This window comes from Polaribacter filamentus, assembly GCF_002943715.1.
Lineage (GTDB): Bacteria > Bacteroidota > Bacteroidia > Flavobacteriales > Flavobacteriaceae > Polaribacter > Polaribacter filamentus.
Genome location: NZ_MQUA01000013.1, coordinates 1,890,294 through 1,914,299, shown reverse-complemented (window position 1 = coordinate 1,914,299; position 24,006 = coordinate 1,890,294). Strand labels below are relative to the sequence as shown.

Below are 24,006 nucleotides of genomic sequence, written 5' to 3'. Positions count from 1 at the left end.
TCCATTATGATTTCGTTTTTCGTCCCCAAAAAGTAGCCAAAGCCATTCCAGAAAAAACATCCCAAATACCCCAAAAGGCTGCTAATAAAGCCATTCCTCCTAATCCATCAAAAAAACCAAAAATTAAGAGTAACCCTAAACCACCATTTTGTATTCCTGTTTCCATAGAAATTGTTTTGCAATCTTGTTTGTTTAATCCAAAGCTTTTAGCCGTGAAATACCCAAGAATAAATGCAAAAATATTATGAAAAATAACTAAAAATAAAACATTGTGAATATGATTTACAAACACCTCTAAATTTTGTGAAAATGCCACAAAAATTAAGACTATAAAAACCGTCATAGAAATTGGTTTCAGCAATTTTTCTATCTTAATAGCCATTTCTGTATGATAATGTTTGATTAACATACCTGCTATTAACGGAATTCCTAAAATTAAGGAAACCAGTTTAAATAAATCAAACGGATTTAAAGAAACCGTTTTTAAAATTTCGTTTGTTGGTTCATATAAACTTCCCCAAAACTGCAAATTAAGAGGCGTCATAAAAATACAAATTAGTGTTGCAAAAGCAGTTAAGCTCACAGAAAGTGCTGCATTTCCTCCAGCCATATTACTAAAGAAATTTGACACATTTCCTCCCGGACAGGCGGCGATCATCATCATTCCTAAAGCAAAACTTGGGTGAGGTTCTATAAGTAGGATTGCTAGAAAAGTAAAAGCGGGTAGCAAAATAAATTGCGATAAAACGCCTACAAAAAGTGTTTTCGGATTTTTTAGCAGCAGTTTAAAATCATCAATTGTAATGCCTAGAGCCACACCAAACATAATGATGGCAATAGCGATATTTAGAACCCACAAACCTTCTGTATCAAAGTTTATTTTAATGTCATCAATGTTTATATTGTTTTGCATGCTTATAGGTTCAGGATTTTAAGTTCAAAATTTATTGCCGTTTTTATCCTTTTAATTTTAGACTTAAGTCAATTTATCTTCAAAATTTCAAATATTAAGTTTGTTCTCTTCTCTCGTCTCTCGTCTTTCGTCTCTCGTCTCTCGTCTCAAATTCAATTTACTTCAAAAATCATCTCTTTTCAACTATATCAAAACTCAATTTGTAAACGCATATTCAATAATATTAGAACCCATTTTTAAGGCTTTTTCTCGCACTTCTTTAGGATTGTTGTGTATAATTACATCTTCCCAACCATCACTTAAATCGGTTTCATAATCGTAAAAAACGATTAAGCGTCCTTCGTAAAAAAGTCCAAAACCTTGCGCTGCTTTTTTATCATGTTCATGAATTTTAGGTATTCCGTTAGGGAATTTAAAAGTCTGATTATAAATAGGGTGATTGCTCGGTATTTCTTGTAATTCTAATTCTGGAAACATTTTTTTAAGTGCTGGTCTAATAAATTTATCTAAACCATAATTATCAGAAATATGCAAAAATCCGCCTGAAATTAAATAGTTTTTTAGGTTTGTTGCTTCTTCATCAGAAAATAGAACATTTCCATGTCCCGTCATAAACAACATCGGAAAGTTAAAAATATCTTCGCTTTCTGCGTTAATCGTTTGTGGATTTTTAGAAATAGTGGTTTTTATAGTTGCATTTGCAAAGGCAATTAAATTAGGAATTGCTGTAGGATTCGCATACCAATCTCCACCACCATTGTATTTTAAAATGGCAACATCTTGGGCGTTTATTGATAGAAAGGTTGAAAATGTAAATAGGATTAATAGTTGCTTCATAAATACGATAGAAATGAATTTGAGGCAAGATAGTAAAAAATGATTTTATTGATTGATAAAAGATACGTTTTGTACCGCAACTAAACCTGCAGTTTCTGTGCGCAATCTACTTTCACCTAAAGAAATAGGAATGAATTTTTTACCTAATGCTTTTTCAATTTCCTGTGATGAAAAATCGCCTTCTGGCCCAATTAAAATAGTTGTTTTTTCTGATGGATTTACAACCGATTTAAGTGTATTTTTCTGCTGGTCCTCACAATGAGCAATACAAATGGTACCGTCAAAATCCTGATTGATAAAATCGGTAAACTTAACAGGTTGATTAATTTTTGGAAGCGTAAACTTTAAAGACTGTTTCATGGCAGACTGAATAATTTTTTCAAAACGATCTAGCTTTATAATTCTGCGTTCAGAATTGCTGCAAAAAATTGGTGTAATTTCATCAATACCAATTTCTGTTGCTTTTTCTAAAAACCATTCTGTTCTATCATTCAATTTTGTAGGTGCAATTGCAATATGTAGATAGTATTGCCAAGGTTTTGGTTTCTCTTCAACAGAAATTATTTCTGCCAAACATTTTTTATCGCTGGCAATCGTAATTTTTGCCTCAAACAAAAATCCGAATCCGTTTGTAATATGCAAAATATCATTTTCTTTTTTTCTTAAAACACGCACAATATGTTTGCTTTCAACTTTATCAAAAGTTATTTGTGTGGTACTTTTTGTGATTTCAGGATTGTAAAATAGTTGCATGCTTAGGTGTTCAATGTTTAAAATTCTAAATTTTTATTTTGCAAATTGTTACTGAAAACTGAGACTGAAAACTATTTACACAATATCCTTTCGATAGGTTCTTCTTCTTTTATGCGTAATCGGTTTAAAATCTGCCCAAATTTTTCTGATTGATTCATTATCTTCTAATTCTGGAGTTCTAATACAATTTACAATACCTTTTTTTGTAAAAGTTTTGGTGTATTGATCAAAAATAATAGCAGTAACACCTTTGTTTTGATAATCTGGATGTACACCAATTAAATAAAAAGTTACGTCTTTTGCGTATCTCTTAGCTTGTAGCATTCTTAAAATTCCTAATGGAAATAATTTTCCTTTTGATTTCTGTAAAGCCTCTGAAAAAGAAGGCATTACAATGGCGAAAGCAATTATTTTATTGTTTTCATCCATCACGAATTTTATATATTCGGGGTTGATGAAAGAAATATATTTTTTCTTAAAATAGGTTACTTGTTCAGGAGTAATTGGTACATAAGTAGAGAGTCTTGAGTAGGTTTTGTCAAACACCTCAAACATTTCATCCACTAAAGGTATAATGTCTTTTGTTCTTTTAAAGTCTAGTGCTTTTAGCCTAAATCTCGATTTTAAAATTTTACTTACTCTATCATAATAAGCGGCATCAACATTTTGAAATTTAAACTTATTTTCTAGGTATTCTTTTTCTTTTACGTAACCTAATTGTTCTAAATGATCTTTATAATAAGGATGATTGTACCAAGTAATCATGGTTCCTAATTGATCAAAACCTTCAATTAAAACGCCTGTTTTATCCAAATTATTAAAACCAACAGGCCCTTCTATAAATTCAAGATCATTTTGTCGACCAATTTCATGAACTTTTTCTAGTAAAATTTTGCTCACCTCAAGGTCATCAATCATATCATACCATCCAAAACGAATTTTTTTAATATTTTGCTGATTAACTTCAGACCAATTGATAATCGCAGCAATTCTTCCAACAATTTTTTTGTCTCTATAGGCTAAAAAAAAATGAGCATCTGCACTTTTAAAAACTGGGTTTTTCTTTGGATTAAAATTATCTACTTCTTCCTTTATAATTGGCGGGACCCAAAATTTATTATTCTTATACAGCGAGAACGGAAACAATACAAATTGTTTCATTTCTATTTTATTAGTAACTTGTTTTAAGGTAATCATAATTACTTAGGGATTTAATTATTCCTTTTTCTTCGCTTTCTAGTAGTTTTTTGGAATTATTTTTTGTAAAAATACCAAAAAGTCTCTTAAAAAAACCGTTTTCTTTCTTATTGTATCGCTTAATAGGTGTGTCCTCTAAATCATTTCCACTTTCATTAATTTCTTTATACGAATCTTGATGCCTATTAATTCGATAAGAAATTCCTAAACCACCATAAAATCCTTGTGCTTTTCCTTCCAAAAGAAATCTTGCAGAAGTATTTACTTGTAAATCTTTACTGTATAAATAAGCCAAACCTGTTCCTAAATTTGTGTTATTTTGATGTTTTTGAAACACTGTTTGATTTTCAAAAAATGCAGACCATTGATTGCTTAAGGTATAGGTTCCTGTAATAATGTATGAATATTCAAAAAATTTTGTTCCGATTTTATCATAGAAAAAATTTGAAACTAAATTAAAATCAGTGCTTAAGTTTTGCTGAAATAATAAGCCTAATTTAGGAGACATATTTCCTGTTTTATAGATGTCGTTTATAAAATCAGTATTTATACCTACATAAATGGCAATAGAAGGTATTAATCTATTTGTATCAAAAGACATTCGTTTTTTCCAACTTCGTACTTCTTTACTTTTATCATCATATTCTTGCTGAAAAAATAAATATTTGGCTCCTATGGTAAATTCACGAAACTCTGCAGAAGAATAATCAGATGTGAAAATATTTTTAAAAGCAACTTTATCTCTTTGATAACTAATCTGGGTATTAAGCTCTAATCTTTCTATTAAAAAACCAGTTCTAAAAAGCAGATCAAAACCCAAAGATTGCGGAATGGAAAACGTAGGTTCTATAGATGTATTTCTTAAAAATAAATTACTTTCAAATTGATAAACACCTGTGCCAACACTATAAGGGCTCTCTGAAAAACCAGGTTTATTAGAATTTATAACCTCTGTATACTGACTGTAAATTGAAGAGAACCCAAGTAGAAATAACAAAAAGAAGAGTTTCAGTTTAGGGTTTTTCATTAGCCAAAAAAAGATTTTAAATTTTAAAATGATTTGTAAAACAAACATAGAACAAAAATGCTGTTTTTAAAAGTAATGTATACTTTTTTACTTTTGTTAAAGTTTTATAGTTTCTTAACGGTAAAATTGTTCTCAAATTGTTACTTTTGATTGATTTTTATAAATAAAACTATTATAAACAAAACTATGTTAGCAGGATTATTTAAGACAATTCTTTACATTTTAGTATTTTACTATGTCTTTACATTTTTAGCGCGTTTATTGGCTCCTTTTTTGATTAAAAAGGCTGCAGAAACTATAAAGAAGAAAGCTGAGCAACAATTTGGTAATCAGCAGCCTAAAAACGGTGTAAAAGAGGGGGAAACGATTATTGACAAAGCACCAAGAAAAGGTCAACAGAGTAAAGACTCTGCAGGCGAATACGTAGATTTTGAAGAAATAGATTAGCATTACTTTAGCATTTAGCATACTTGGCTAATTGATTTTCTTATAGAAAATTGTGCTGTTATTTTTTAAATTAAAACTAAAAAATGTGAAGTCAAAGAAAATTGTACCATATAGTATTGCAATCGCAATATTTATCATAGCATCTTTAATTTATTTTTATCCTGTTTTAAAGGGACAAAAAATAGGGCAATCAGATATTACACAGTTTCAAGGAATGGTTAAAGAAATTAACGATTATAGAGCTGATAAAAACACAGAACCTTATTGGACAGGAGCTTCTTTTAGCGGAATGCCAGCGTACCAAATAAGTGCGTATTATCCGAATGATTTTGTTAGATCTTTGGATAAAATAGTACGTTTTTTACCAAGACCTGCAGATTATACATTCTTGTATTTTTTAAGTTTCTTTGTATTGATGTTGTCCTTAAAAGTAGAATGGAGATTGGCAATTTTAGGCGCGCTTTCCTTTGGGTTTTCAACCTATTTAATCATCATTTTTATTCCTGGTCATAATGCAAAAGCACATGCAATTGCATATATGCCTTTAGTGTTGGCTGGAGTTTTATGGGTTTTCCAGAAAAAATATGTACTTGGTTTTTTTGTTACGGGTCTTGCAATGGCGCTTGAAATCTACGCAAACCATATACAAATGACTTATTATCTTGGTTTTTGTTTGTTGATTTTGGGAATCGTAGAACTCATTAACGCGATAAAAGAAAAGAAATTACCAGTTTTTATAAAACAATCGCTTGTAATAATTGCTGCAGTTATTTTAGGAATAGGAGCAAATTCATCCCGCTTGATGGCGATGAAAGAATATACAGACTTCAGCACTCGAGGAAAATCTAAATTAACAATAAATGCCGATGGAACAAACAAAGCAGCCACAAAAGGTTTAGATAAGGAGTATATTACACAATTTAGTTACGCAAAATTAGAAACATTTAATTTATTTATTCCTCGTTTTATGGGCGGAGGAACCGTAGAGAAATTAAATAAAAACTCTAATTTTTATCAATTAATAGAAAAAAATGCAGGTAAAAAAGTTGCTGATGATTATTCTAAGCAGGTGCTTACTTATTGGGGAGATCAGCCGATTGTAGAAGCACCGGCGTATATTGGTGCTGTAATTTTCTTTCTTTTTTTCTTAGGAATTTTCTTAGTAAAAGGAAGATTAAAACAATGGTTAGTTGCAGCAACAGTGTTTTCAATTTTATTAAGTTGGGGCAGAAATTTTGAAGGATTGACTAACTTTTTTATAGATTACATTCCGTTATATAATAAGTTTAGAGCGGTTTCATCGATACAAGTTATTGCCGAATTGTGTGTGCCAATTCTTGGTGTTTTAGCATTAAAAGAATTCTTTTCAGCTAATGTTACCGCAAAAAAGAAAAGAAAATCTTTAGAAAAAGCAGCCTTTGTTTTTGGAGCATTTATAGTTCTTGGTTTCATTTTGGCACATAGTTTTTCAACTTTTGAGGGTTTAAGAGATAGTAATTATAAAGATTTACCTGGTTTAATAGATGCGGTAATCGCAGATAGAAAAGCGATGTTATTGCGAGATACTTTGCGTTCTTTGGCTTTAGTTTTGGTATCTGCAATAACCTTGAGATTCTATTTAAATAATAGGTTAAAACAAAAATTTGTAATTATAATTTTCGTTGGGTTTATTTTGTTGGATTTAATACCTATAAACAAGAGATATGTAAATGCAACTGATTTTAAACCATCAAGAAAAGTAGAAAAACCGTTCACAGCTTCAAGTGCAGACAATTTAATTTTGCAAGATAAAACACATTTTAGAGTAGCAAACTTTACGGTAGATCCAATGCAAGACGGAGCTACTTCTTATTTTCATCAATCAATTGGTGGGTATCATGCTGCAAAAATGGGACGCTATCAAGAGTTGTTTGATTTTCAGATTGCAAAAAATAATTTGGAAACATTAAACATGTTAAATACCAAATATTTTATCATTGCTGATAATAATGATGAAAAACAAGCACAACAAAATCCGGATGCAAATGGTAATGTTTGGTTTGTAGAAAATGTAATTCTAGTAAATTCAGCGAACGAAGAAATGAAAGCGCTAGATTCTTTAAGTACAAAAATAACTGCTGTTTTAGATAAAAGTAAAGTATATGAAAATAGTAATTTTATTTTTGAGAAGGATTCAATAGCAACAATTAAATTAGTAAAATATGATGTTACTGAATTAATTTATCAATCAAAAACATCCAAAGAACAGTTTGCGGTTTTTTCTGAAATCTATTATAAAGATGGTTGGAATGCCTATTTGGATGGTGAATTAACGCCTCATTTTAGAGTGAATTATGTTTTAAGAGGAATGAAAATTCCGGCAGGAGAACATACAGTTGAATTCAAATTTGAGCCTAAAGTGATTCAGCAAGGAGGACTTATATCGCTATCTTCTTATATTATTTTGATTTTAGCTTCTTTAGTCGGATTTGTTTATAGTAAAAAGAAGACGGTAAAATTAGGATGAGAATAGGAATGATACTTGATGCATCTTTTCCCCCTGATCCAAGGGTGGAAAATGAAGCAGTTTCTTTGGTGAAATCTGGCCACCAAGTCTATCTTTTTTGTTTAAAATATGGGGATGAAAAAGTGTCAGAAATCATCAACGGAATTCAAGTTAAAAGATACAAATCGTCTAAATTGGAGTTTAAATTTTCGGCACTTGTTTACACAGTTCCTTTTTATACTTTTTTGATGCAAAAGAAAATTCATCAATTTATAACAGAGACAGAAATAGAAGCTTTACATATTCACGACATCAGAATTGCACAAGCGGTTTTTAATGCTAATAAAAAATTTAATTTACCTGTTGTTTTAGATTTGCATGATAATATGCCAGAAGTGATGAAATTGTATCCTCATCTTCAAAAATTTCCAGGAAAGTATATTATTTCGCCCAAAAAATGGAAACAGAAAGAAGAAGAATTTATTAAAAAGGCAACAAAAGTAATTTCAGTTTCACCAGAATTTATAGAAATATTACAAACGAGATTGCCATCAGAAAAAGAGAAGTTTATTTTAGTTCCAAATACCATTAGAGCTTCTTTTTTTGAAGAATATACGGTTGATGCATCAATTATAGAAAAGTACAAAAATAAGTTTGTTATTTTGTATTTGGGTGACACACATGTAAGAAGAGGTTTGCAAACTGCAATTTCAGCGGTAGAAAAATTAAAGGATAAAATTCCGAATATAAAATTAGTTATCGTTGGCAAAAACACTACAGATGTTGTTTTGAAACAACAAGTTAAAGATTTAAAATTACACGATTTTGTAGATTTCGAAGGATGGCAAAACGTTGCCCTTTTTCAGTCTTATATACTTTCTAGTGCCGTTTGTATTTCTCCTTTGCATAGAAATTTACAACATGATGTTGCCTATGCAAATAAAATTTTTCAGTACATGAGTTTAGGGAAATCTTTGCTGGTAAGTGATGCAATTGCTCAAAAAAGATTGATAGAAAGAATAAATTCAGGTTTGGTACATCAAGAAAAGGATGTTGAAGATTTTTCAGATAAAGTATTGAAACTATTTTCTGATGAAAAACTTAGAACTGAATTAGGCGAAAACGGAAAGAATTTTGTTAGAAATGAATTTTCTTGGGAACAAACATCAAAAAAACTCTTACATTTATATGATAATCTTCTAAATTGAAAGTATTAATAATTACATATTATTGGCCTCCTGCAGGTGGTTCTGGCGTTCAGCGTTGGTTGAAATTTGTAAAATATTTACAAAATTTTGATATTGAACCAATTGTATATACAGTTGATAACGCCAATTATCCAAAAGAGGATAAAACCTTGCTACATGAAGTTCCTACTAATATAAAAATTTTAAAACAGTCAATTTGGGAGCCAACCAATTTGTTGTTTTGGAAGAAAAAAGAAGCACAAAAAGGTGATGTTTCTAACGCTGTCAATAATAGTTTCTTATCATTTATAAGAGGAAACTTTTTTATTCCAGATCCAAAAATATTTTGGGTGAATTCCTCGGTGAAATTTTTGCATCAGTATTTAAAAGAGAACAAAGTGGATGTTGTAATTTCTACAGGTCCGCCGCACAGCATGCATTTAATTGCGCAGAAACTGAAGCAAAAAAACAACATCAAATGGATTGCAGATTTTAGAGATCCTTGGTCTAATTTGTATTATAACGAAGAGTTTAAGCAATTGCCGTTTGCTAAAAAGAAGGACGAAAAGTTAGAAAATTCAGTTTTTAAAAATGCGGATTGTATTTTAACGGTTAGTAACTCTTTAAAAAAGGAATTTGATCAAAAGGCAATAAGAGTAGAAGTGATTACAAACGGTTTTGATGATGAAGTAGTAACCAACACTTTGATAACATTAGATGAAAAATTCTCTATTTCTTACATTGGTTTGTTACCAAAACAAAGTAATCCAAAATTGTTGTTTAAGGTTTTAAGCACATTATGTTTAGAAGACGCAGATTTTAAAATCGATTTAAAACTCAATTTTATTGGTGATATTTCTGAGGATGTAAAACAAGAAATTATAAATAATAGCTTACTAGAAAATACTAATTTCATTGGTTATGTCTCTCATAAAGAAGCGATAGAATATCAGAAAAAAGCACAGGTTTTGTTGCTGTTAATTCCGAATGTAGCCAAATCCGAAGGTATTTTAACAGGTAAACTATTTGAATATTTAACAGCGAAAAGACCTATTTTAGCAATGGGTCCAGAAACGGGCGATTTATCAGAAATATTAAAAAACACAAGTTCTGGTGTTGTTGTGGGCTTTGATAATGAAGCGAAATTAACATCAGAAATTCGTAATTTATATCAGCAATATAAAACAGGAAATTTACAAGTCAATTCTAAAAATATTGAGCAATTTCATAGAAAAGAGCTGACTAAAAGTTTATCCGAAATCATTAAAAATCTATAAATTAAATGGGAATTGTATTAAAACAATCTGTTAAAAACACCCTCTTTATTTATTTAGGTTTTGCCGTTGGCGGTATCAATACCTTGGTTTTATATACTCGTTTTTTAGAAGACGAATATTATGGTTTGGTTACTTTTTTGCTAGCAACGTCTAATTTGTTAATGCCTTTAATTGCACTAGGAATTCATCATACAATTGTAAAGTTTTTCTCAAGTTATTTCACGAAAATAGATAAGGATAAATTTCTATCATCTGTATTGTTTTTGCCTTTATTGATTGCGATTCCGATTGGTTTTTTTGGAGATCTTTTTTACGAACAAATAAGCAGTTATATATCCGAAAAAAACCCAATAATAAAAGATTATACATTTGTAATTTACCTAGTAGCTTTTACCTGTGCATATTTTGAAGTGTTTTACGCATGGGCAAAAGTGCATTTTCAAACTGTTTTTGGTAATATTTTAAAGGAACTATACAACAGAGTTGCAGTAATGATTTTGCTTTTTGCTGTCTATTTAGAGTGGATTACAAAAGCCGAATTTATATACTATTTAACGGCTTCGTATTTTTTAAGAATGTTGTTAATGATGGTCTATGCGTTTAGATTGTATTTGCCGAAATTTACTTTTGAGAGACCAAATAACTATAAAGAAGTATTGCGTTTTTCGATTTACATTATTATGGCAGGGAGTGCTGGCGCAATTATTTTAGACATCGATAAATTTATGATTCCGGGTAAAGAATCTTTAGAAACAGCCGCTTATTATGCTGTAGCCGTTTTTATTGGATCTTTTATTGAGGCACCAAGTAGAGCAATGTTAAATATTTTACAACCTTTAACTTCTAAAACTTTAAATGAAGAAAATCACACAGAAGTTGCATCCTTGTATAAAAAAAGTTCTATTAATCTACTTTTAATTAGTGGTTTTTTCTTTGTTATAATTAATGCAAATATTAATGAGCTTTTTAGGCTACTTCCAATTCAATATGCTGGTGGAGCTTTGGTAGTTTTTATGGTTTCACTACTAAAAATGTACAACGGTTTTTTAGGAAATAATGGTGCAATTATTAATAACTCAAAATATTATAAAATCACTTTACCTTATAGTTTAATAATGGCTGTTTCTGTTTATTTTTTAAATAAACTATTTTACTATGAGTTAGATATGGGCACAGATGGATTAGCTTTGGCAACTTTAATTGTAATATTTGCAGCAAATACAGGTAAAATATTTTTTGTAAAAAGAAAATTTTCAATGACACCTTTTACAGATAAATCAGTAACTATGATTTTAATAATTGCTGTTTTGTATTTGGTATTTAACTTCTGGGATTTTTCTATAAGTAATGTATATGTTTTTAAACTTCCAATTCATCCCATCATAAACATTATTTTAAAAAGTATTTTAATCACTTTGATCTACTTGTTTTTGATTATTAAATTTAATGTGTCAAATGAAATAGCGAAGATTTTTAAACGATTTTATAAATAACAATCTATAAGATCTGTGAGCATATGAAACAATAATGCAACCGCAATTATTCTTGTTTTCTTAAAGAGCAGTCCTATAAAATAAATACTTATCGCAAAATAAGAATGCAATGGATGAAAATTTATACTGCATCTATTTTTCTGGAAAATAGGATTTGCCAGCAAATGATCTAAATCGACCAACATCGAGCACAAAAAAATTAGATAAACAATTTTCCATTTTTTTTTAAAAAACAGCCTGGATAGTAGTAAAGGAAGTAAAAAGTGAAATCCATAATGAACGGTAAATTTCAGCATTTAAAAGAGTTTTTTATAAATAACTAATAGCATTTGGCCCTCCATAAATAAAAGGTCTAAAATTGATAAATTAGGTATAAAACCATGTTTATCATCAAACATTTGAATGTATTTTTCTACTAATTTTTCTGGTTGTTGTTTTATTTCTGCCAACAATCTAAAGTCTTTTCCGGTAGGTTCAAATTTGTATTCTTGGGTCTTAGAAAAGGTAGTCTCTATTTGTAGCGCATCCGTTAAAAACAAAAAAGTATCGATATTTAAATCCTGAAGATAGGTGTATTTTTTTTCAAAAATAGGAGCAAGATCATCTTCAAAAAACTCAAAAAACGGGGAAGTTCTATAGGCAATTTGTAGCGATTTAAAATGTTGGTCTTGCCAAGGAAAATCATTTTCTACTAATGTATCTTTTGTTTTTTTTCGACTATCTTTTGTTAGATGTTTTACAGGCACACTTAGTAGTTGTTTACCATTACTATTATATATATAACAACGATTTCTATAGCTTTGCTTCTGGAAATTATCATCTATTTCAAAAATTAGTTTATCCGTTTTTACAATCTCTGAATATTGAGAAATAGGAGAGAAGTATGTTGGTATAAATAGTGACATGGTTTTTAGTTAGCAGTTTTCAGTAAACAGTCTTTAATTTGAAGTCAAAAAAAAGTTTAATTTTTTGTAATTAGTTCAATCAGATTTTAAAATTTTGCCAAAAGCCAAAAGATACTGAAACCTTCTATTGGAAACTATTTTTTAACTTTTTTTCCTTTATAAAAACTCCACCCAATATAAAGCGCAATGATTGCCAAAACAAAATATCTGTAAGAAATAGGCTCTCCATCTCCACCAACAGTTGTAAACATTCTATCCCATCTTATAGATTTTAACTTAGCAGTTAAACTTGGTGCATTTGCATCCCAACTAAACCAAATCATTACTGGTTTTCCTAAAACGTGGTCAAAAGGGGTATAACCAAAATAACGAGCATCTAAAGAGTTATGTCTGTTATCTCCAATCATATAAAAATAGTCTTGTTTAAAGGTATACGAATCTGCTTTTTCTCCGTTGATAAAAATATCATCCCCATTTACGACTAAATCATTGTATTCATAATTTTTGATGATTTGCCTGTAAAAAGGAAGAGATTCTGTATCTAATTTTACAGTGGCTCCAGCTTTCGGAATGTAAATAGGACCAAAATTATCTTGGCTCCATTGATTACTTTCTATGTGAGGAAAAATAGCATTGTCTGGCGCATGATTTATTTTTTTAACAGAAACGGTAAGAGGATATTTTTCAAGTCTTTCAACTTCCTCTTTTGTTAAATTAATGTTGATCTTATTATCAATATTAATCATTTTTAAACGCTGTGCAAATTGAGGATTCACACCCCCGGCAACTTCTGTATATAATGAATCTGAGCCAATTTTGGTAAGATTACCATTTAGTTTTATAGCTTCTTGCACTTTATCATTAGTCCAATATTCTGATAAAATCTTATAAACGCCTGTTCTTTCTTTATCTAATAAAAACTTTGGATAAGTGCTTTGATCGATTGGTTCTTTACATTCAAAGGTATAATAAAATTGCAATTTTGCTCTGTAAGGCAATATGTTCTTTTTACCGTTAATGTAAAAATAACCATTTCTCATTTCAAGAGAATCGCCAGCAATACCAACGGAACGTTTTACATAATTCGTTTTTTTATCAACAGGTTTATACGTAAATTTTCCAGAAGTATCTCCCCACATTGTTGCTAAAGTATCGGCAGGCCAGTTAAAACAAACAATATCATTATTTTTAACTTTTTGTAAACCAGGCAAACGAGTGTAAGGTAATTGTGGTCTTTTAAGATAAGAAGCTGTCCCCGTGAAAGGCAAAGAATCATGCACCATTGGAGCTGCAATTACTGTAGACGGTACTCTTGCGCCATAATGAAACTTGCTTACAAATAAATAATCACCAACTAATAAAGATTTTTCTAATGAAGAAGTCGGTATTGTAAAAGGCTGCATAAAATAGGTATGTACTAAAGTTGCAGCAATAATGGCAAACGCGATAGAACTTACCCATTCGCCAAGTTCAGACTGCGGTTTTACACTTCTTTCTGCATTGTATTTTGCGTCTGTTGCATAGTTGATATAAAAAATATACAACCCTAAAGTTACAATTGCTAAAAGGGAATCTAATTTCTTGTAAAAACCAAAAGTTCTAATTGTTTCAATCCAAATAACAGGAAACATTAATAAGTTTACAATAGGAATAAATAATAGAATAATCCACCATTTTGGTCTGTTTATAATCTGCATTAAAACAATTCCGTTATAAATTGGCAAGGCAGCTTCCCAAGCTTTTCTACCTGCTTTTACATAGAGTTTCCAAGTTCCTAAAAAATGTAGCACTTGTACCGCTAAAAAAAAGATAAACCATTGAGTATATGTCATAATTTCAATATTTTTAAAATCCTTTGAAAGGATGGAATTTTAATATTTATAAGGCGTAGAACTGAAAATTTGTTACAGTATTTAACGGATGTTTAACACATCTTCCATAGAAAAAACGCCAGTTTTATCTGCAATCCATTCTGCGGCAATCACAGCGCCTAAAGCAAATCCTTTTCTGCTGTGAGCTGTATGTTTAATTTCTATGGTATCAACTTCAGACTCATAACAAACAGTGTGTGTTCCTGGCACATCTGGAATTCTTTTTGCCACAATTGCGATGTTTTCTTCGGATGTTTTTTCTCCTAATTCCCAATTATTTTTAGACGAGTTTTCTATAATTCCTTCAGCTAAAGTTATAGCTGTTCCGCTAGGAGCGTCTAACTTTAATGTGTGATGAATTTCTTCCATAGAAATGTTATAACCTTCAATGGTATTCATCATTTTAGCGAGTTGTTTGTTTAGTTCAAAAAATATATTTACGCCTAAACTATAATTAGATGCATAAATAAATGCGCCCTTTTTTTCTTTACACAACGCAACTGCGTCTTTATAGTTCTCTAACCAACCTGTAGTTCCAGAAATTACGGGAACATTGTTGTTTAAACAATTTGAAATATTGTTAAATGCTGAATTCGGAACACTAAAATCGATAGCTACATCAGCTAAAGTAATTTCAATTTCGTCATCAACATCTTTTTTAATTACTATTTCATGACCTCTAGAGATTGCAATTTTTTCAATCTCTTTTCCCATTCTGCCGTAACCTAAAAGTGCAATTTTCATTTTAAAAGTTATATTTTATTACCAATCCAACAGAAGGTGTTTCAAATCTAATGGGATTCATTATTAGTGCAGGTTTAAATGATAAATTATCATCCGTATTAAATTGAAGCAAATGTGCATTTACACTGGCTTCAACAATTTGTAATATGTAAATAATTACCCCAGATAATAAAGACATATCCCTATTTTCTCTTAATTGTTTTTGTGCCGTTTCTAAAGTTTGCAAAGAAACAGAAGAGATTCCATTATCCGATGTAAACTCGTCTTGCAAACCATTTTTTCGCAACTTATAAGCTGTTCTGAAACGTTTATAAGCGCTATTATTTACCTGATAATAATACGTTGGTATCGCTAAAGCCGCCCAAACAATTGGTGCTTTCCAATATTTTTCATTATACATCTGGCCCATTCCTGGAAAAATTGCGGAATAAAATGCTGCTTTAGAAGGTGATAGAGGATTGTAAACACCTTCTGTAGTGCTTATATTTCCTTTAATTTTTATATCTTTCAATTTTACTCCTGTAGAATCTTTTTGCGCAAAAAAAGTAGCAGAATAAAATGCGATTGCAAGAATTAATATGTTTTTTTAAAAAACACTTATTTTAATAAGTTTTTTATTCGGTTAAAATCTTCTTCTGAATGAAAAGGAATTGAAATTTTTCCTTTACCATTAGTACCTACTGTAATGTCTATTTTGTGGCCAAAATAATCACCAATATCTTTTAAACTGTCCTTTATATAAGGAGGTGTAATTTTCTTTTTGGTTTTGCAATGGCGCCAAATTTTAATATTTTAACTAAATCTTCTGTTTGTCTTACGGATAATTTTTCTCTTAAAATTTTCTCGTAAATAGCTAATTGATCTTCAGTGTTCTCAACATTAATCATTGCACGACCATGACCCATGGATATAAAGCCATCTCTCATACCGGTTTGTAAAATTGGATCTAATTTTAACAAGCGTAAGTAATTCGTTACGGTTGAACGTTTTTTACCAACTCGCATGCTCAAATCTTCTTGTGTCAATTGAATTTCATCAATTAAACGTTGGTAAGAAAGTGCTACTTCAATTGGATCTAAATTTTTACGCTGAATGTTTTCAACCAAAGCCATTTCTAGCATTTCTTGGTCGTTGGCAAGTCTAATATACGCAGGAATTGTAGTGCTTCCTATTAATTTTGATGCTCTAAAACGACGTTCTCCAGAAACTAATTGGAATTTATTTCCTTCTAATTTTCGAACTGTAATTGGCTGAATCACACCTAATTCTCTAATAGAACTTGCTAGTTCACGCAAAGACTCCTCATCAAAATAAGTTCTTGGTTGAAAAGGATTCATATCAATTGAACTTAATTCAATTTCAATAATACTTCCCACAACTTTGTCTGCATTTTTATCTGATGCAGAATTGATATTTGATGATTCTTGTAATAAAGCAGATAATCCTCTTCCTAAAGCTTGTTTCTTGGTTGCTTTTGCCATTTACCTATGCTTTTTTATAATTTCTTGAGCTAAATTTAAGTAGTTTACAGCACCTTTACTAGTGGCGTCGTAAGCAATAATGCTTTCACCATAACTAGGCGCTTCTCCTAAACGTGTATTTCTTCTAATAATTGTGTCAAAAACCATGCTAGAAAAATGCTTTCTAACTTCATCAACCACTTGATTTGATAAACGTAAACGAGAATCGAACATGGTCAATAATAAACCTTCAATATCAAGGTCTGGATTATGAATTCTTTGAATACTTTTTATTGTATTTAATAATTTTCCTAAACCTTCTAATGCAAAATATTCACATTGAATAGGTATAATTACTGAATCAGCGGCAACCAAAGAGTTTAAAGTTATTAAACCTAAAGAGGGTGCACAATCAATTAAAATATAATCATACTCATCTTTTATCTCAACTAATGCTTTTCTAAGCATATATTCTCTGTCCTGCTTATCAACCAATTCAATTTCTATAGCAACTAAATCTATATGAGCGGGAATAAGGTCAACGTTAGGAGAGGTCGTTTTTACAATAACATCTTTTGCAGAAGCAGTGTGCTCTAAAACTTGATACGTTCCAATTTCTACTCCATCAACAGTTATCCCTAACCCAGAAGACGCATTCGCTTGAGGATCAGCATCTATTAGAAGAACTTTTTTTTCTAAAACTCCTAAAGAAGCTGCTAAATTTATGCTTGTTGTAGTTTTACCTACACCACCTTTTTGATTTGCGATTGCAATTATTTTGCCCATTAAAAAATGATATTTTTAGGGAGTAAAATTACAATTTATTATCTTTTAATAAAATGAAAGATGTTAACAAAAATATAAATTTTTAAAATACTGATAATAAGTAATTTAAATTTGTGGTGTTAAAGTTTTTAAACAATTTTAAAGGATGAAACTTTGCCGTTTTTAATCAAAATTTAAGTATCGTCTAAGCGTTCTTTTTAGGGATATTTTTAAGGATTTCAAGTAACAATTTCCAGAATTTTTGGGTTGATGAAATTTGTGCTCTTTCATCTGGAGAATGCGCTCCTCTAATCGTTGGTCCAAAAGAAACCATATCTATTTCTGGATAATTTTGACCTAAAATCCCACATTCTAATCCTGCATGACAGGCTGCAACTTTTGGATTTTCTTTAAATAAATCGTTATAAACAGTAGAAACAATTTTTAAAATTTCGGAATTCAAATTTGGTAGCCAACCAGGATACGTTCCAGAAAGGTCAACTTCAAAACCTGCCAATTCAAAACAAGAACGTAAAGAGTTTGCTAAATCCCATTTGTTTGTTTCTGATGAGGATCGTGCTAAGCAACCTACTTTAATAGCGCCATCTTTTAAAATAATTCTTGCAATATTATTTGAGGTTTCAACCAATCCTTGAACATCCGGACTCATTCTATAAACGCCATTTAAAGCAGCGTAAATTGCTTTTGTAAATCCTTCTTGAACTCCTAAGTCCATTACCATTTTAGGTGATGTAACTTCTTGAATTTCAATTAATAAATTCGTTTCTAATGTTGAAAACTCTTCCTTTATATTGTTAATAAGTTCATTCGTTTCAAACAAAAAAGGTTCTTTAGAAATGTTGTCAACTACAATAGTTGCAGCGCTTTCTCTAGGAATTGCATTCCGCAAACTTCCTCCATTTATTTCAGAAATTCTTACACCAAAATTAGCAAAACCATCAAACAAAATACGATTCATAATTTTGTTCGCATTTCCTAGACCTTTTATGATATCCATTCCAGAATGCCCACCATTTAAACCTTTTACAACAATTGAAAAAGCGGTCGTGTTTCCGGGAGTTTCTTCCTCTAAGTAAGTTCTTGTTGCAGTAACATCAACGCCGCCGGCACAGCCTATTCCAATTTCATCATCTTCTTCTGTGTCTAAATTTAGTAAGATTTCGCCTTCTAAAACGCCACCTTCTAAACCCATTGCGCCAGTCATTCCTGTTTCTTCATCAACAGTAAATAATGCTTCAATTTTTGGGTGTACAATTTCATTGGATGACAAAACAGCCATTATTGCAGCAACGCCTAAACCATTGTCCGCACCTAAAGTGGTGCCTTCTGCTTTAATCCAATCACCATCCACAAACATTTTAATTCCTTCTTTATCAAAATCAAAAATGGTATCAGAATTTTTTTGGTGCACCATGTCTAAGTGACCTTGCATCACAATTGTTTTCCTATTTTCCATTCCAGAACTTGCGGGCTTTTTAATGATGACATTACCAACCTTATCAACAAAAGTTTCTAAATGCAGTTTTTTGCCAAAATCAACCATAAACTGAATAACTCTTTCTTCTTTTTTTGAAGGACGAGGAACCGCATTTAAATCGGCAAAATGGTTCCAAACTATTGTTGGTTCTTGGTTTCTTATGTCTTGACTCATGATGATTTTTTCTTAAAATTTATGCTACAAAAGTACAATTTTTGAAGCCCAAAAAAAAACCTTCTGTTTAAAGAAGGTATATTATATTTTAGTGGATGCTTAATTTATTTCGATAATTACATCTTCGATATTTCTACGCACTTTTTTTAGATCTTTCATATAATCATCATCAGCTCTAAAACCAACTGGTAAAACCAAAATCGAAGTTAAATTATGAGCACCTAATTTTAATATTTCATCATATTTTTCGGGAACAAATCCTTCCATCGGACAAGAATCTATTTGTTCAGCAGCACAAACCGTTAATAAATTTCCTAAAGCTAAATAGGCTTGATTCTTATTCCAAATCAATAATTCCGCTGGTGTTTTTTTCTCAATTTCAGCGGTCAAAAATTTCTTAAACGGATTGATTACTACATCCGGAGTTTCTCTAATTTGTTTCACTAATTTAAAGTAATTTTCTACTTCCTCAGCACTGTATTTTGTTGGGATGCAAATTACTAAAAGATGCGACGCACTTACTACTTGCTGCTGATTCCAAGAATGTGCAACTAATTCTTTTTGAATATCTTTATTTTTAATTACAACTAATTTTAAAGGTTGTAAACCGTATGAAGTCGCTGTTAAATTAAAAGCTTCTTTTAACGTATTTATTTGTGTTTTTGAAAGTGATTTATTTTCATTAAACTTTTTAACTGCATATCGCCATTGTAAACTTTCGATTGAATTCATTTTATTATTTTAGACTGCAAAAATAAATGAATAATTAGTACTAAAAATTCTATTTGTATTGGTAAAATTTATGAGGAAATAAATTTTTTTGTAACTTTAAACAAAAAAGCATGACAGAAGAATTTTTGTACCATATCTGGCAATTTAAACTATTTTCTAAAAGAGATTTATTTACAACCGATCATCAGGAAATAGCTATTTTAAAATCAGGAATTCATAATAAAAATTCTGGACCCGATTTTTTAAACGCTCAACTAAAAATAAATAAGCAATTTTGGGCAGGAAATGTTGAAATGCATGTAAAATCTTCTGATTGGTATTTGCATAAACATGAAGAAGACGTCAATTTTGAGGCTGTAATTTTACATGTTGTTTGGGAATATGATTCCATTATTTATATGAAAAACAACCAACCTTTGCCCACTTTTGAGCTTAAGAATTTTGTTGACGAAAAATTATTAACAAATTATAATCGTTTAATTTATAGCAAACAAAATTGGATTCCTTGCGATAAACAAATTCAAAATATTCCTAAGTTTTTAATTAATAATTGGTTAGAACGTTTATATTTTGAGCGATTAGAGCAGAAATCAGTTTTTATTAAAGAACTATTAGCACAAGCAAATCATGATTTTGAAGCTGTTTTATTTCAGCTAATTGCAAAAAACTTCGGATTAAAAGTAAATGGAGATTCGTTTTTACAATTGGCAAAATCTATTGACTTTTCTGTGGTTAGAAAAGAACGTTTTGACGAACAAAAATTAATTGCTTTATTTTTTGGTCAAGCTGGTTTTTTTGAGGAAGATATTCAGTGTGAATATTTTTCTTCATTAAAAAGCGAATATGAATATTTGAAGCATAAGTATAAATTGCAACCCATTTCTAGAAATAATTTTCAGTTTTTTAGAATGCGACCTCAAAATTTTCCAACAATTAGAATTGTTCAATTAGCAGCATTATTTTTTACGCATCAGAATTTGTTTTCAAAATTAATGAGTACTAGCAAAAAGGAAGATTTTTACAAATTGTTCTCTTTTGATATTCAAGAATTTTGGAAAACACATTATACGTTTGAAAGTGAATCTAAAAAATCAACAAAAAAGCTGTCAAAATCATTTATTGATTTATTGTTAATCAATACAATTATTCCTTTAAAATTTGTCTATTTACGGAGTAGAGGAGAAGTGGAAGAAGAATCTCTTTTACATTTAATCCAACAAATATCATCAGAAAAAAACAGTATTATTGATCAGTTTTCAGTATTAAAAATCAAATCGCAAAATGCGCTGGAAAGTCAGGCTTTAATAGAACTTAAAAACAACTATTGCACAAAGAAACGTTGTTTGCATTGTGCAATAGGTAATAATTTATTGAGAAAATAATTTTTATTAATTTTACTATTTTGTGACCACATAGGACACAGAAAACATAGTGCTATGTGTTTATTCAGTAATTTTAAAACATCTTAAAAGCAGGTTTTAAAGTCATGATAATAATAGTATACTAAATTATTTTTTTATTTATTTCGGGTCTAAAATTTCTTTAATAGTTACCAAGCAATCCCTGTAATGGTATTTTGTTATTCTATTTATTCTTCTATTTTTGGCAATCGTTAATTGAAAATCTAGCATTGCTAATTCTCCTCTTATTATTGAAGAAATATCAGTGTTTTTTGTTTCACTGGAAACTAACAGAACCCCTAATCTATCAATAAGAGACTTTTGTAAATTACGTCTAAAAAGATCTACATTTTTCACATAATTTGCTTCTGTAAAAATACCTGTTCTCAAATCTCTAATCATATCTGAAGCTGCATAGTAATCATCCTGAATTACTTCAGCATCAATCATTCTTTTTAAGGTATTTGGGTTTAATAATGAATACAATTGTCTGTTTTGTAAACTCAACATTAAATCTGCATATCCATCTTCTTTAAAGTTGGTTAATATACTTTTAGCTACTAACCAATCTTGTGTTTCAAAAGCATTTTTTTGAAGCCAAATTAAAGACTCTTTTTGTTTTTCTTTCGTTACAGGAATGTAAATATTTCCTGCCTGATTTGGTTTTTTATTGAATTCGTAAACTCCGCCAATATTGCCAGAAACATGACCAACATATCTGCTCCAGACACTTAGCAATTCGCCATACAATTCAGATAAATCTTCATAATTATTGGTTTGATCTGAAGTCCAATTTGGTAAGTTTTCCGCCACAATTTTTAGATTTTTTATTCCGTATGTAGAAGCTTTTACTTGATCATTTCCAATGCCTTCAGTTTGTGCAGAAGGATCAAAACGTTCGCCACCAAATCGGTATATTGGGTCATCTCCCTTTTCTTCAATCCATTTATCCAATGTGTTTACTTCTTGTTCTGGGTCTTTAATATTCGGAATTTTACGATATCCCCAATTAATAGCATAATGGTCATAAGGCCCTAATTGACGAATAAATCGGATGTTTTTATCGCCCGGTTGTGCAACATAATTGTAACGAGCATAATCCATAATTGTGGCTGCAATTCCCATTTTCTGCGTAAAAGTTCCAGAACGCAATGAATCTACGGGATAGGCATAACTTGCGGCCATATTGTGTGGTAAACCCAATGCATGGCCAACTTCGTGCGAAATTACCATTCGCATCATTTCGCCAATTTCTTCTGCAGGCGTATCTAAAGTTCTTGCAGACGGATTCGCTGCGCCAGTTTCTAATAAATACCTATTTCTGTAAGAACGCAAATGATTATGATACCAAATAATATCGCTTTCAATTATTTCGCCGGTTCTTGGATCAGAAACACTTGGTCCGGTTGCATTTCTTGTGGTACTTGCTACATATCTTATAGAAGAATAGCGAACATCTTCCATGCTAAATTCGGGATCTTCCTGCTCAGTTGGAGCATATTTTGCCATAATTGCATTTTTAAAACCAGCAGTTTCAAACACTTTTTGCCAATCGTCTACACCTTGTTTGATGTATTTTTTTAATTTGTCTGGGGTTGCAGGATCTAAATAATATACAATTGGTTTTATAGGTTCCACCAATTCTCCGCGATTATAAGCAGCCAAATCTTTTGGTTCTAAACGCCAACGCTTAATATATCTTTTATCATCAGCTTTTAAAGCTTCAGAGCCATAATCTACACTTCCTAGAGAAAAATAACCGACTCTTTTGTCGTAAACTCTTGGCATCATTTTATCTTCTGGTAATAAAATCATCGATTGATTTACGCGTAAAGTAATCGTATTTGTTGAGGAGTTACTTGGGGGTTCATCTGCATCAAAAGTAAAATCTTGAATAACTTCGATGTTGTTAGGATAACTTTTTATACTGTTGATAAAACTTCTAGAAGCATCTAGTTTTTTTACTTTGTAGGTTTTTCTAAAAGAATCTGGCAAGCCTGTAATTGCTTTAACATCTGAAGAAAAGAAATCTGAAACATCCACTAAAACTGCCGTAGAATCTGTATTTTGAGTTTTAATTTCAAAAGCATAAATGATTGGTTCTAGGTTATTTGCAACTACCGATTTGTAAATTGGCAAAGAATCGTTCGCAACAGCATTGTATGATTTTACTTTTAATAAAATTTTATTTTTGAATTGTTCCCAAACAATAACTTGTGTATTTATTTTGGATCCAGCATTTACATAACCGCCACCTAAACCTGCAGGAAGTTCTTTAATTCTTGTTACCAATAACATTTCTTTCCCTAAAAATGATTTCGGAATTTCGTATATAAATTGATTATTAGTTTCATGAACTTTAAAAACACCATCGTCTGTTTTTGTTTTTGATGTTATAAAATCATCATATTTCGGGGTTTTACTTTTTTCTGGTTTTGCTGTAGTTTGCTCGTTTTTATCTTTTTTTGATTTTTTTCGCTGTGCATTTATTTCTGATGTAAATGTAAATGCTAAAATTAAGCAGCATAGTAATAGTTTTTTCATAAGTGGATTATTTTTAATAGTTAAAAGTAATATAAATGAGTATATTTTAACTTATGGATTTTGTTAAAATTAGAAATTTCAAACCCGTTGTGCATTTAAACAATATTGACTTTTAAATTGTTTAAATGCACAACGGGTATAAATTATTCTTTCTTAATATATATTCAAGTTATCAAACTGATATGCATGTCAACAGAGAAGATTGTCAAAATAAAGTAAAAAAAATCAGATATAAGATTACAATGGGATCCAGATCATGATCCTTTTGGATCAAAATTAGATAGAAGAGCAATTTAA

General features: G+C 30.4%; 20 protein-coding genes and 1 pseudogene. 6 read left to right on the top strand and 15 right to left on the bottom strand.

Annotated features, from left to right (window positions below):
* Window positions 1-4 precede the first annotated feature (4 nt).
* The 5 genes from BST83_RS11055 to BST83_RS11035 all read right to left on the bottom strand — a co-directional run bounded on the left by BST83_RS11055 (window position 5) and on the right by BST83_RS11035 (window position 4,727).
* Complete coding sequence (locus tag BST83_RS11055; RefSeq protein ID WP_104809838.1) at window positions 5-913, bottom strand: bile acid:sodium symporter family protein; 909 nt, start codon at window positions 911-913, stop codon at window positions 5-7.
* Window positions 914-1,108: 195 nt separating this feature from the next.
* A complete protein-coding gene (locus tag BST83_RS11050; protein WP_104809837.1) occupies window positions 1,109-1,750 on the bottom strand; it encodes a DUF4159 domain-containing protein in 642 nt (213 codons plus the stop codon).
* 45 nt (window positions 1,751-1,795) lie between these two features.
* On the bottom strand, window positions 1,796-2,503 hold the full coding sequence (locus BST83_RS11045; protein ID WP_104809836.1) for a 16S rRNA (uracil(1498)-N(3))-methyltransferase: 708 nt from the start codon (window positions 2,501-2,503) through the stop codon (window positions 1,796-1,798).
* 75 nt (window positions 2,504-2,578) lie between these two features.
* Window positions 2,579-3,700: a GTP cyclohydrolase gene (locus BST83_RS11040; protein ID WP_104809835.1), complete on the bottom strand. Its 1,122-nt coding sequence runs from the start codon at window positions 3,698-3,700 to the stop codon at window positions 2,579-2,581.
* The gene (locus BST83_RS11035; protein WP_104810850.1) at window positions 3,675-4,727 is read right to left on the bottom strand and encodes a transporter; all 1,053 of its coding nucleotides are present in this window, start codon (window positions 4,725-4,727) and stop codon (window positions 3,675-3,677) included. The genes BST83_RS11040 and BST83_RS11035 overlap by 26 nt, the downstream gene beginning before the upstream one ends.
* A 186-nt stretch (window positions 4,728-4,913) precedes the next feature.
* Here BST83_RS11035 and BST83_RS11030 point away from each other — a divergent pair, with 186 nt between their 5' ends.
* From BST83_RS11030 to BST83_RS11010, 5 genes are all read left to right on the top strand, one after another.
* Window positions 4,914-5,174, top strand: a complete 261-nt coding sequence (locus tag BST83_RS11030; RefSeq protein WP_104809834.1) for a DUF4834 family protein — start codon at window positions 4,914-4,916, stop codon at window positions 5,172-5,174.
* An 85-nt stretch (window positions 5,175-5,259) separates the two neighbouring features.
* Window positions 5,260-7,680 (top strand): YfhO family protein, encoded by a 2,421-nt coding sequence (locus BST83_RS11025; protein WP_146092153.1) that lies wholly within the window; start codon window positions 5,260-5,262, stop codon window positions 7,678-7,680.
* Window positions 7,681-7,688: 8 nt separating this feature from the next.
* Window positions 7,689-8,867, top strand: coding sequence for a glycosyltransferase family 4 protein (locus tag BST83_RS11020; protein WP_240614729.1), 1,179 nt, complete (start codon window positions 7,689-7,691; stop codon window positions 8,865-8,867).
* On the top strand, window positions 8,864-10,123 hold the full coding sequence (locus tag BST83_RS11015; protein WP_104809832.1) for a glycosyltransferase family 4 protein: 1,260 nt from the start codon (window positions 8,864-8,866) through the stop codon (window positions 10,121-10,123). The genes BST83_RS11020 and BST83_RS11015 overlap by 4 nt, the downstream gene beginning before the upstream one ends.
* Before the next feature lie 5 nt (window positions 10,124-10,128).
* Window positions 10,129-11,616, top strand: coding sequence for a lipopolysaccharide biosynthesis protein (locus BST83_RS11010; RefSeq protein ID WP_104809831.1), 1,488 nt, complete (start codon window positions 10,129-10,131; stop codon window positions 11,614-11,616).
* Here the strand turns inward: BST83_RS11010 and BST83_RS20680 are convergent.
* The 9 genes and pseudogenes from BST83_RS20680 to BST83_RS10965 all read right to left on the bottom strand — a co-directional run bounded on the left by BST83_RS20680 (window position 11,607) and on the right by BST83_RS10965 (window position 19,765).
* Window positions 11,607-11,912 carry a DUF6122 family protein gene (locus tag BST83_RS20680; RefSeq protein ID WP_104809830.1) on the bottom strand — a complete coding sequence of 102 codons (306 nt, stop codon included), beginning with the start codon at window positions 11,910-11,912 and terminating at the stop codon, window positions 11,607-11,609. The two genes, BST83_RS11010 and BST83_RS20680, sit on opposite strands and share 10 nt — an antisense overlap.
* Window positions 11,913-12,521: a WbqC family protein gene (locus tag BST83_RS11000; protein WP_104809829.1), complete on the bottom strand. Its 609-nt coding sequence runs from the start codon at window positions 12,519-12,521 to the stop codon at window positions 11,913-11,915.
* A gap of 134 nt (window positions 12,522-12,655) precedes the next feature.
* The gene (gene lepB, locus BST83_RS10995) at window positions 12,656-14,353 is read right to left on the bottom strand and encodes a signal peptidase I (protein ID WP_104809828.1); all 1,698 of its coding nucleotides are present in this window, start codon (window positions 14,351-14,353) and stop codon (window positions 12,656-12,658) included.
* 81 nt (window positions 14,354-14,434) lie between these two features.
* Window positions 14,435-15,136, bottom strand: coding sequence for a 4-hydroxy-tetrahydrodipicolinate reductase (dapB, locus tag BST83_RS10990; protein ID WP_104809827.1), 702 nt, complete (start codon window positions 15,134-15,136; stop codon window positions 14,435-14,437).
* A 1-nt stretch (window position 15,137) separates the two neighbouring features.
* Window positions 15,138-15,647: a DUF5683 domain-containing protein gene (locus tag BST83_RS10985; RefSeq protein ID WP_240614728.1), complete on the bottom strand. Its 510-nt coding sequence runs from the start codon at window positions 15,645-15,647 to the stop codon at window positions 15,138-15,140.
* 86 nt (window positions 15,648-15,733) lie between these two features.
* A pseudogene (locus BST83_RS10980) lies at window positions 15,734-16,617 on the bottom strand (ParB/RepB/Spo0J family partition protein).
* Window positions 16,618-17,382 (bottom strand): ParA family protein, encoded by a 765-nt coding sequence (locus BST83_RS10975; RefSeq protein WP_104809825.1) that lies wholly within the window; start codon window positions 17,380-17,382, stop codon window positions 16,618-16,620.
* 184 nt (window positions 17,383-17,566) lie between these two features.
* The gene (locus BST83_RS10970) at window positions 17,567-19,033 is read right to left on the bottom strand and encodes an aminoacyl-histidine dipeptidase (protein WP_104809824.1); all 1,467 of its coding nucleotides are present in this window, start codon (window positions 19,031-19,033) and stop codon (window positions 17,567-17,569) included.
* A 99-nt stretch (window positions 19,034-19,132) separates the two neighbouring features.
* Complete coding sequence (locus BST83_RS10965; protein ID WP_104809823.1) at window positions 19,133-19,765, bottom strand: NAD(P)H-dependent oxidoreductase; 633 nt, start codon at window positions 19,763-19,765, stop codon at window positions 19,133-19,135.
* Between the two features lie 110 nt (window positions 19,766-19,875).
* Here BST83_RS10965 and BST83_RS10960 point away from each other — a divergent pair, with 110 nt between their 5' ends.
* Window positions 19,876-21,147: a DUF2851 family protein gene (locus BST83_RS10960; protein ID WP_104809822.1), complete on the top strand. Its 1,272-nt coding sequence runs from the start codon at window positions 19,876-19,878 to the stop codon at window positions 21,145-21,147.
* A 138-nt stretch (window positions 21,148-21,285) separates the two neighbouring features.
* Here the strand turns inward: BST83_RS10960 and BST83_RS10955 are convergent, their stop codons facing one another.
* Complete coding sequence (locus tag BST83_RS10955) at window positions 21,286-23,709, bottom strand: zinc-dependent metalloprotease (protein ID WP_104809821.1); 2,424 nt, start codon at window positions 23,707-23,709, stop codon at window positions 21,286-21,288.
* Window positions 23,710-24,006 lie beyond the last annotated feature (297 nt).

Coding starts and splice junctions, on each gene's coding strand:
- BST83_RS11055 (WP_104809838.1), bottom strand. CDS start 913: ATGCAAAACAATATAAACATTGATGACATTAAAATAAACTTTGATACA.
- BST83_RS11050 (WP_104809837.1), bottom strand. CDS start 1,750: ATGAAGCAACTATTAATCCTATTTACATTTTCAACCTTTCTATCAATA.
- BST83_RS11045 (WP_104809836.1), bottom strand. CDS start 2,503: ATGCAACTATTTTACAATCCTGAAATCACAAAAAGTACCACACAAATA.
- BST83_RS11040 (WP_104809835.1), bottom strand. CDS start 3,700: ATGATTACCTTAAAACAAGTTACTAATAAAATAGAAATGAAACAATTT.
- BST83_RS11035 (WP_104810850.1), bottom strand. CDS start 4,727: ATGAAAAACCCTAAACTGAAACTCTTCTTTTTGTTATTTCTACTTGGG.
- BST83_RS11030 (WP_104809834.1), top strand. CDS start 4,914: ATGTTAGCAGGATTATTTAAGACAATTCTTTACATTTTAGTATTTTAC.
- BST83_RS11020 (WP_240614729.1), top strand. CDS start 7,689: ATGATACTTGATGCATCTTTTCCCCCTGATCCAAGGGTGGAAAATGAA.
- BST83_RS11010 (WP_104809831.1), top strand. CDS start 10,129: ATGGGAATTGTATTAAAACAATCTGTTAAAAACACCCTCTTTATTTAT.
- BST83_RS20680 (WP_104809830.1), bottom strand. CDS start 11,912: ATGCTGAAATTTACCGTTCATTATGGATTTCACTTTTTACTTCCTTTA.
- BST83_RS11000 (WP_104809829.1), bottom strand. CDS start 12,521: ATGTCACTATTTATACCAACATACTTCTCTCCTATTTCTCAATATTCA.
- lepB (WP_104809828.1), bottom strand. CDS start 14,353: ATGACATATACTCAATGGTTTATCTTTTTTTTAGCGGTACAAGTGCTA.
- dapB (WP_104809827.1), bottom strand. CDS start 15,136: ATGAAAATTGCACTTTTAGGTTACGGCAGAATGGGAAAAGAGATTGAA.
- BST83_RS10975 (WP_104809825.1), bottom strand. CDS start 17,382: ATGGGCAAAATAATTGCAATCGCAAATCAAAAAGGTGGTGTAGGTAAA.
- BST83_RS10970 (WP_104809824.1), bottom strand. CDS start 19,033: ATGAGTCAAGACATAAGAAACCAAGAACCAACAATAGTTTGGAACCAT.
- BST83_RS10965 (WP_104809823.1), bottom strand. CDS start 19,765: ATGAATTCAATCGAAAGTTTACAATGGCGATATGCAGTTAAAAAGTTT.
- BST83_RS10960 (WP_104809822.1), top strand. CDS start 19,876: ATGACAGAAGAATTTTTGTACCATATCTGGCAATTTAAACTATTTTCT.
- BST83_RS10955 (WP_104809821.1), bottom strand. CDS start 23,709: ATGAAAAAACTATTACTATGCTGCTTAATTTTAGCATTTACATTTACA.